The sequence below is a fragment of the Xanthomonas campestris pv. asclepiadis genome, from assembly GCF_020784175.1.
Classification (GTDB): Bacteria; Pseudomonadota; Gammaproteobacteria; order Xanthomonadales; family Xanthomonadaceae; genus Xanthomonas; species Xanthomonas campestris_D.
In genome coordinates, this window is sequence record NZ_JAJGQM010000035.1 from 51159 (window position 1) to 58917 (window position 7759).

At 67.3% G+C, this 7759-nt stretch carries 9 protein-coding genes; all 9 read left to right on the forward strand.

Going from position 1 to position 7759, the window contains the following annotated elements:
* Nucleotides 1–81 precede the first annotated feature (81 nt).
* The 9 genes from xanC to fabG all read left to right on the forward strand — a co-directional run bounded on the left by xanC (nt 82) and on the right by fabG (nt 7551).
* Nucleotides 82–351, forward strand: coding sequence for a xanthomonadin biosynthesis acyl carrier protein XanC (gene xanC, locus LL972_RS15300; RefSeq protein WP_005914783.1), 270 nt, complete (start codon nt 82–84; stop codon nt 349–351).
* A gap of 37 nt (nt 352–388) precedes the next feature.
* A complete protein-coding gene (locus LL972_RS15305; RefSeq protein WP_228328325.1) occupies nt 389–1072 on the forward strand; it encodes a ketosynthase in 684 nt (227 codons plus the stop codon).
* A 53-nt stretch (nt 1073–1125) separates the two neighbouring features.
* Nucleotides 1126–1875 carry a lysophospholipid acyltransferase family protein gene (locus LL972_RS15310; protein ID WP_228328318.1) on the forward strand — a complete coding sequence of 250 codons (750 nt, stop codon included), beginning with the start codon at nt 1126–1128 and terminating at the stop codon, nt 1873–1875.
* A 71-nt stretch (nt 1876–1946) separates the two neighbouring features.
* Nucleotides 1947–2174 carry a hypothetical protein gene (locus LL972_RS15315; RefSeq protein WP_228328319.1) on the forward strand — a complete coding sequence of 76 codons (228 nt, stop codon included), beginning with the start codon at nt 1947–1949 and terminating at the stop codon, nt 2172–2174.
* Complete coding sequence (locus tag LL972_RS15320) at nt 2171–3145, forward strand: acyltransferase (protein ID WP_228328320.1); 975 nt, start codon at nt 2171–2173, stop codon at nt 3143–3145. Before LL972_RS15315 ends, LL972_RS15320 begins: the two co-directional genes overlap by 4 nt.
* Nucleotides 3069–3716, forward strand: coding sequence for a LolA-related protein (locus LL972_RS15325; protein ID WP_323134222.1), 648 nt, complete (start codon nt 3069–3071; stop codon nt 3714–3716). The genes LL972_RS15320 and LL972_RS15325 overlap by 77 nt, the downstream gene beginning before the upstream one ends.
* Before the next feature lie 135 nt (nt 3717–3851).
* Nucleotides 3852–6218 carry an MMPL family transporter gene (locus LL972_RS15330; RefSeq protein ID WP_228328322.1) on the forward strand — a complete coding sequence of 789 codons (2367 nt, stop codon included), beginning with the start codon at nt 3852–3854 and terminating at the stop codon, nt 6216–6218.
* Nucleotides 6205–6645, forward strand: a complete 441-nt coding sequence (locus LL972_RS15335; protein WP_104585239.1) for a phosphotransferase — start codon at nt 6205–6207, stop codon at nt 6643–6645. The genes LL972_RS15330 and LL972_RS15335 overlap by 14 nt, the downstream gene beginning before the upstream one ends.
* Before the next feature lie 168 nt (nt 6646–6813).
* A complete protein-coding gene (gene fabG / locus LL972_RS15340; RefSeq protein ID WP_228328323.1) occupies nt 6814–7551 on the forward strand; it encodes a 3-oxoacyl-ACP reductase FabG in 738 nt (245 codons plus the stop codon).
* The last annotated feature ends 208 nt before the right edge of the window (nt 7552–7759 follow it).

Here is a 7759-nt window from a genome sequence, read left to right on the forward strand (position 1 = left end):
GGTTGTCTGCAACGCTGTGGTGGTTGTGCTGAAATCCTCGCTCTGACTCTGTCGCCCGACCCTCACCTGGAAGCTCTCTGGATGTCCTCGCAAACCGCTGCCGAACGTGAACTGGCCGAACTCCTGGTCGAAAGCCTGAACCTGGAAGACGTCCAGCCCGCCGACATCGATCCGGAGGCGCCGTTGTTCAATACCGGGCTGGGACTGGATTCGATCGATGCGCTGGAACTGGCGCTGGCGATCAGCAAGCGCTATGGCTTCCAGCTGCGCTCGGACAATGACGAGAACCGTCGCATCTTCGCGTCGCTGCGCGCATTGTCGGCGCATGTCCAAGCCAACAAGACCGTCTGAGGTTCCAACCGCCGCGCCTGCCGATGCGCCCCCGTGGGTGCTGGGGCTGGGCGTGTTGCTGGCGGTGGCGTATTCGCCGCTGGCGCATTGGGCCAACGCCAGCCATCGCCCTGACCTGGCGGTCATCGCCGGGGCCTTGCTGGTGCTGATGGTGCTGATCGAACCGATGGTCGCGCGCCGGGCCTGGGCCTGGGCGCTGGCCGTGCTGACCTTGCTGGGCCTGAGCGCGTTGTGGCACTCGCCGTACGCGATGCTGGTGCTGGCCGCCCCGCCGGTGGTGTTCACCGGCTGGATCGCCTGGTTCTTCGGGCGCAGCCTGCGCCGCGGGCGCACGCCGTTGATCAGCCGCATTGTCGAAGGGCTGTATCGCCAGGCCGGCATGCCGATCAGCCCGGAGCAATACCGCTACACGCGCCGCCTCACCCTGGCCTGGACGCTGCTGCTGTGCGCGCTGACCCTGGTCAACCTGGTGCTGGGCCTGTGCGCCGAGCCCAGTGGCGTGCTGGCGCAACTGGGCTACGCCTCGCCGCTGCCGATCAGCGACGCGCGCGCGTCGTTGTTCGCCAATCTGCTGGCGTACGGGGTGGTTGGCGGGTTCTTCGTGGGCGAATATCTATTGCGCGGCCGCTGGTTTCCACAGCGCCCCTATCGTAATCTGCCAGACTTCTTGCGCCAGATGGCGCGGCTCGGGCCGGAATTCTGGCGCGATCTGCTGCGCTGAGTGCGTGGCCAGTGGCAGCGACGTACGTGCACATTTTCGGGGACAAGACAAAAATGCCGCTGGCAAGGATGCCGTCGCGCCTGGCGTGGGCCGTGTTCAATCTGCTGCAACTGGCCTTCACGCTGACGTTTACCGCTGGCGGAATCGTCTATGCCCTGGTGCTGCTGGCGATCACGCGCGATGCCGACCGCCTGCTGCGCATGGGCGCCTGGATGTGGTCGCCGGTGCTGTTTCGCGGCGCCGGTGCCACGGTGATCGTGGAAGGCCGCGAGCGCGTGGACTGGTCCAGGAGCTATCTGTTCGTCAGTAACCATCAGTCGGTCATCGATATCTGTGCGTTGTTCTACGCCTTGCCGGTGCCGCTGCGGTTCCTGCTCAAGGACGAAATGCTCAAGGTGCCGTTCGTGAACTGGTATGCGCGGGCCACTGGCATGCTGTTTCTGGACCGCGACAGCCGGCGTGCCGGGGCGATGGTGCGCCGGCAGGCAGCCGCGCTGCTGCGCGAGGGCAAACAGTTGTGCCTGTTTCCCGAAGGTACCCGCAGCCGCAGCGGCGCATTGTTGCCATTCAAGGCCGGGCTGTTGCAGGCCGCTATCGATGCTGGTGTGGCGGTGGTGCCGGTGGCGGTGGATGGCTGCGGCAAGGTTCTGCCGGTGGAGGGTATGTTCAGGGTGCGCCCGGGCATCATCCGCGTGCGTATCGGCGATCCGATCCCGGTGACCGGGCCGGATGCGCCGGACCGCCAGCAATTGACCGAGCAGGCACATGACGCCGTGGCTGCGATGCTTCAACCCAGGATTTGAGTTACCCGCTTATGGATTTTGTCGTGCCGCATGATCATCCCTGCCTGCCCGGGCACTTTCCGGGTCGCCCCGTGGTGCCTGGCGTGGTCGTGCTCGACCATGTGCTGCAGGCGGTGGAGGCCGCGTATGGCCCACGCGCGGCGGCACGCCTGCCGCAGGTGAAGTTCGTGCGGCCGTTGTTGCCCGGGCAGACGGCATCGGTCACGCTGGACGGCGTTGGCCCGCGCTGGCGCTTTCGCGTGCAGCGCGCCGACGAGCTGCTGGTCAGCGGCGAACTGGTGGCGGAGGCGGCGCAATGAGCAGCCAGTGGAAGCAACGTCCCGAAGGCGGCGGACGTTTCGCGCTGTGGCTGATCCGCGGCATCGCCCAGCATGCCGGGCGCGCGGTGGGACGCGCGCTGCTGTACCCGATCACGCTGTACTTCCTGCTGGTGCGTGCGCCCGAGCGCAGCGCCTCGCGTGCCTATCTGACCCACGTGCTGGATCGCCCGGCCACGCTGCGCGATGTGGCGCGGCATATCCACACCTTCGCCTCGATGATTCTGGACCGCGTGTACATGCTGTGCGGGCAGATGCAGCGCTTCCGGGTCGACATTACCGGGCTGGATCAGCTGCATACGCAGATGGACCGCGGCCGCGGCGTGCTGATCTTCGGCTCGCACCTGGGCAGCTTCGATGCGCTGCGCGTGCTGGCCACCGAGCGGCCGGACGTGCAGGTCAAGGTGGTGCTGGACAAGGCGCACAACCGCGCCATGACCGAGCTGCTGGGCGCGCTGAATCCGCAGCTGGCGGCCAACATCATCGATGCCGGCATGGACGCGACCTCGATCGTCATGGCGATCAAGGACGCCACCGATGCCGGCGCGCTGGTGGCGCTGCTGATCGACCGCCCGCGCGAGGGCGACCCGGCATTGCCGGCGATGTTCCTCGGCCGCAACGCGATGTTCCCGACCTCGCCGTGGCTGATCGCCGCGGCGCTCAAGGTGCCGGTGGTGCTGGCGTTCGGCCTGTATCGCGGCGGCAATCATTACGAGCTGGCGTTCGAGACCTTCAGCGAAGGCCTGGACGTGCCGCGCCGTCAGCGTGCGCCGGTGCTGGCGGTACTCATGCGCGATTACGCGGCCAGGCTGGAACATTACACACGCTACGCGCCGTACAACTGGTTCAACTTCTACGATTTCTGGAACACCCACCATGCCGATGTGCCGCACCCTGCCGTGGATGCTGATACTGCTGTTCAGCGCCGCACCGCTATGCGCCGCACCGCCTGAGACGCTGGACGTCGGCCAGGTGCTGCAGCGCCTGGCACGCCCCGCACCGGTCAGTACCGAGTTCGTCGAACTGCGTGGCTCGGCCCTGCTGAAGACGCCGCTGCGGGTGCAGGGCCACTACCGGCGTCCGGACGCACAGACGCTGGTGCGCGAGGTCAGCGCACCGTATCGCGAGACCACCACGTTGCAAGGCGACGAAGGCGTGCTGGAACGCGACGGCAAGGCGCCGCGGCGTTTTTCGCTGAGCCGGGTGCCCGAGCTGGCCGGCTTGAAGTCCGGCTTCGGCGCATTGCTGGCCGGTGACCGCGCGCTGCTGGAGCAGCAATACCGCATCAGCGGGCAGGGCCAGCTGCAATCCTGGGCATTGACCCTGCAGCCCAAGGACGCCGCTGTCGCCAGGCAGGTCCGCGAGTTGCGGCTGTACGGTCGCAACGACGAACTGCGTTGCATCGAAAGCCTGCCGGTGAAAGGCGATGTGCAGCGCACCCTGCTGGCCGGAGCCGCACGTGACGCCGCGGCAGTCAACGACGCGGCGGCCTTGACCACGCTCTGCCACGGCCCGGGCGCGTGACCACGCGTAGGCTGGTGTCGCCGGCCGTCGTCAGCCACAACCTACTGCTCGCGTCCCCCCAGACACGCGTGACGCTGCCGCAAGATGCCGCGCACACGGCCGGTGGATGGTGCGCTGGCACAACGAGGCTTGCGCATGGCGTTTAAATTGACCGCAAACCGCCGTATCGGCCTGGCGCTGCTGTGGCTGGCGTTGCTGGCCGTGGCCGGGTTCTGGTTGAGCGAGACGCTCAGGGTCACCGGCGACCTGCGCAAGTTCATGCCCGCCCCGCGCACGCCGGCGCAGAAACTGCTGATCGAGGAACTGGGCGAAGGTCCCGGCTCGCGCCTGTTGCTGATGGCGCTGTCCAACAGCGACCCGGCCACGCTGGCTGTGCAGTCGCAGGCATTGCAGCAGGCCCTGGCCGCACAGCCGGAGCTGTTCGAGCTGGTTGGCAATGGTGGCAATGCGGGCCTGGATGCGATCCCCGAGCGCCTGCTGCCGTATCGCTATCTGCTCAGCGACAGCTTCGACACCGCGCCGCTGGATGCGCACACCCTGCAGGCGGCGTTGCAGTCGCGCGTGCAGGATCTGGGCTCGCCTGCGGCCGCGATGGTGGAGCCGTTGTTGCCGCGCGACCCCACGCTGGAAGTGCTGCATCTGGCCGAAACCCTGCAGCCGGCAGCGGCGCCGCAGACGCGCAACGCGGTGTGGTTCGACCGTGCCGGCACCTCGGCCCTGCTGATCGTGCAGACGCGCGCAGCCGGCTTCGATCCTACCGGTCAGCAGCTGGCCTATGACGCGGTGCAGGCGGCGTTTGCCAAGGTCAGCCAGGGCACCTCGACGCAGCTCGTCCTGACCGGCCCCGGCGCCTTTGCAGTGGAAATCACCGCGCGCACGCAGGGCGAGGCGCAATGGATCGGCACGCTGGATACGGTCGGGCTGGTACTGTTGCTGCTGGTCGCCTACCGCAGCTGGAAGATTCCGGTGCTCGGCGTGCTGCCATTGGCCAGTGCCGGCCTGGCCGGTCTGGCTGCAGTGGCGCTGCTGTTCGATGGCGTGCACGGCATCACCGTGGCATTCGGCTTCACCCTGATCGGCGTGGTGCAGGATTACCCGATCCACCTGTTCAGCCATCAGCATCCCGGCCTGGATCCGCGCGCCAACGCGCGCCATCTGTGGCCGACGCTGGCCACCGGCGTGGTGTCGACCTGCATTGCCTATGTGACCTTCCTGTTTTCCGGTGTGGACGGCTTGCGGCAGCTGGCGGTGTTCACCATCGCCGGGCTGGCGACCGCCGCGATCACCACCCGTTGGCTGTTGCCGGCGTTGATCGACCCAGCGCCGCGCGACTACGCCGATTCGCGCATCCTCGCCGCGCTATGGCGCGGCATCGCGCGCCTGCCACGGCCGCGCATCAGTCTGGCGGTGATTGCGCTGATCGGCATCGCGGTGATCGCGTTTGCACCGGGGCAATTCTGGCAGAACGATCTGTCGAAACTGACCCCGGTGCCGCCCAAGGCGTTGGCGCAGGACACGCATCTGCGCCAGGAACTGGGCGCTCCCGACGTGCGCTACGTGCTTGCATTGCCCGCAGCCTCTGATGAGGCGGCGCTGCAGGCCAGCGAGCAGTTGCGCCCGCGCCTGGACGCGCTGGTGCGCGACGGCGCATTGACCGGTTACGACATGGCCGCACGCTACCTGCCCAGCGCCAAGACCCAGCGTGCGCGCCAGGCCGCGTTGCCGGATGCCGCGCAGGCCCGCGTGCTGACCGAGCGCGCGGTGGCCGCCACGCCGTTCCGCAGCGATGCGTTCGCGCCGTTCCTGCAGGACCTGGATGTTGCCAAGCGCGCCGCGCCGGTGTTGCCGAAGGACCTGGCCGGCTCGCCGCTGGCAACGTCGGTCGGTGGGCTGCTGCTGGGGCGCGGCGATCGCAGCACCGCGCTGGTGTCCTTGACCGGCCTGCGCGATCCGTCGGTGGTGGCCGCCGCCGTGCAAGGTAGCGGCGCGCAATTGCTGGATCTCAAGGACGCCTCCGAATCCCTGGTCGCCGCGTACCGCGGGCGTGTGCTCGGCGCGCTGGGGCTGGCCGCGCTGCTGCTGGCGGCGACGGTGGCGATCGCGTTGCGCGCCCCGCGCCGGATCGTGCGCGTGTTGCTGCCGATGGCGCTGACCACGGTGCTGATCCTGGCGATCCTGCGCGGCATGGGGGTGGAGCTCAACTTGTTCCATCTGATCGCGCTGATCCTGGCGGCAGGCCTGGGCCTGGATTACGCATTGTTCTTCGACCATGCCGGCGACGATCACGCCGACCAGCTGCGCACGCTGCATGCCTTGATCGTGTGCAGCCTGATGACCTTGCTGGTGTTCGCGTTGTTGGCTGCGTCCAGTATCCCGGTGCTGCGGGCGATCGGCAGCACGGTGGCGCTGGGGGTGTTGTTCAATTTCATCCTGGCCTTGCTGGTGTCGTGCGAGCCGGCGCTGGAGCGTGCAAGAAGTGGAGGTGAACATGCAGGGACGTGACGCGATTGCTGCCTTGATTCCGCACCAGGGCAGCATGTGCCTGTGGGAAGAGGTGGTCGACTGGGATGCGCAGCGCATCGTGCTGCGCAGTCACGCGCATCGCAGCGACACGCATCCGTTGCGCGCCGATGGCCGCCTGCGCGCGCTGCACCTGTGCGAATACGGCGCGCAGGCAATGGCGGTGCATGGCGGTTTGTTGGGGCATGATCCCAGCCAGCCAGCGCGCCTGGGCATGCTGGTCGCCCTGCGAGGCGTGGAGTTGCATCTGGCCTATCTGGACGACCTTCCTGCTGCGATCGAATGCGAAGCAGTGGTATTGATGCAGGCCGACGACAGCCAGCAATACAGCTTTCGCCTGACCCACCAGGGGCAGTTGCTCGCCGAAGGCCGCGCCACGGTGATGCTGGTCGCTGGGCGGGCCCTGTAGGAGCGCGCTTGCGCGCGATGAAGCGTTACCGCTAACGCCGCATCGCGCACAAGCGCGCTCCTAGCGAATGTGGGCGATCAATGCGGGCGATCTATTCCTGCGCTTGCTGCCAGTCGTTAGGATGAGGTTCTTTCCGCCGTCATTTCTGCGGCTTCCATCGAGGCGTCCATGAGCACATCCATTCCACAGCGCCGCGCGCTGGTCACCGGCGGCAGCGGCGATCTCGGTGGTGCGATCAGCCGTCACCTGGCGGCGCAGGGTCGCCATGTGATCGTGCACGCCAATCGCAATCTCGCCCGCGCCGACGAGGTGGTCGCAGCGATCGTGGCCGATGGCGGCAGTGCCCAGGCGGTGGCGTTCGATGTGGCCGATGCGCAGGCCAGTGCAGCGGCGCTGGCAAGCCTGCTGGAGGTTGGCCCGATCCAGATCGTGGTCAACAATGCCGGCATCCACGACGATGCGCCGATGGCCGGCATGAACGCCGAACAGTGGCATCGGGTCATCGACGTGTCGCTGCACGGGTTCTTCAACGTCACCCAGCCGTTGCTGCTGCCGATGGCGCGTACGCGCTGGGGCCGTATCGTCAGCGTGTCGTCGGTGGCGGCAGTGCTGGGCAATCGCGGGCAGACCAACTACGCCGCGGCCAAGGCCGCCTTGCACGGCGCCAGCAAATCGCTGTCACGCGAGATGGCCAGCCGCGGCATTGCGGTCAACGTGGTCGCGCCGGGCGTGATCGAAAGCGAGATGGTCGGCGAAAGCTTCGCGCCGGAAGTGATCAAGCAACTGGTGCCGGCCGGTCGCGTCGGCAAGCCCGACGAAGTCGCCGCCTTGGTTGCGTTCCTGTGTTCGGAGTCAGCTGGCTATATCAACGGCCAGGTCATCGGCATCAATGGCGGCATGGGTTGAGAGCAGCTGATAAAACGACGATACCTACCCCCAGGTAGGCGCGGCTAGTTTGGTGGTTCCCATCAGCGCACGACCAGGTTTGCAGGTGCGGTGTCCTCGCCGCTGTGGGTTTGCTGCAGGGCCCTTGCCCTCCCACCATCGCAGGACACGCCGCAAGTACGTCCATGTAGCAACTGTGTTGTTGGAGGGGGTTCTGACCGTTCTGGAA

Excerpts from the sequence above, each read along its gene's own strand:
- LL972_RS15320 (WP_228328320.1), top strand. The coding sequence starts at position 2,171 with ATGAGCAGCCAGTGGAAGCAACGTCCCGAAGGCGGCGGACGTTTCGCG.
- xanC (WP_005914783.1), top strand. The coding sequence starts at position 82 with ATGTCCTCGCAAACCGCTGCCGAACGTGAACTGGCCGAACTCCTGGTC.
- LL972_RS15330 (WP_228328322.1), top strand. The coding sequence starts at position 3,852 with ATGGCGTTTAAATTGACCGCAAACCGCCGTATCGGCCTGGCGCTGCTG.
- LL972_RS15335 (WP_104585239.1), top strand. The coding sequence starts at position 6,205 with ATGCAGGGACGTGACGCGATTGCTGCCTTGATTCCGCACCAGGGCAGC.
- LL972_RS15325 (WP_323134222.1), top strand. The coding sequence starts at position 3,069 with ATGCCGATGTGCCGCACCCTGCCGTGGATGCTGATACTGCTGTTCAGC.
- LL972_RS15310 (WP_228328318.1), top strand. The coding sequence starts at position 1,126 with ATGCCGCTGGCAAGGATGCCGTCGCGCCTGGCGTGGGCCGTGTTCAAT.
- fabG (WP_228328323.1), top strand. The coding sequence starts at position 6,814 with ATGAGCACATCCATTCCACAGCGCCGCGCGCTGGTCACCGGCGGCAGC.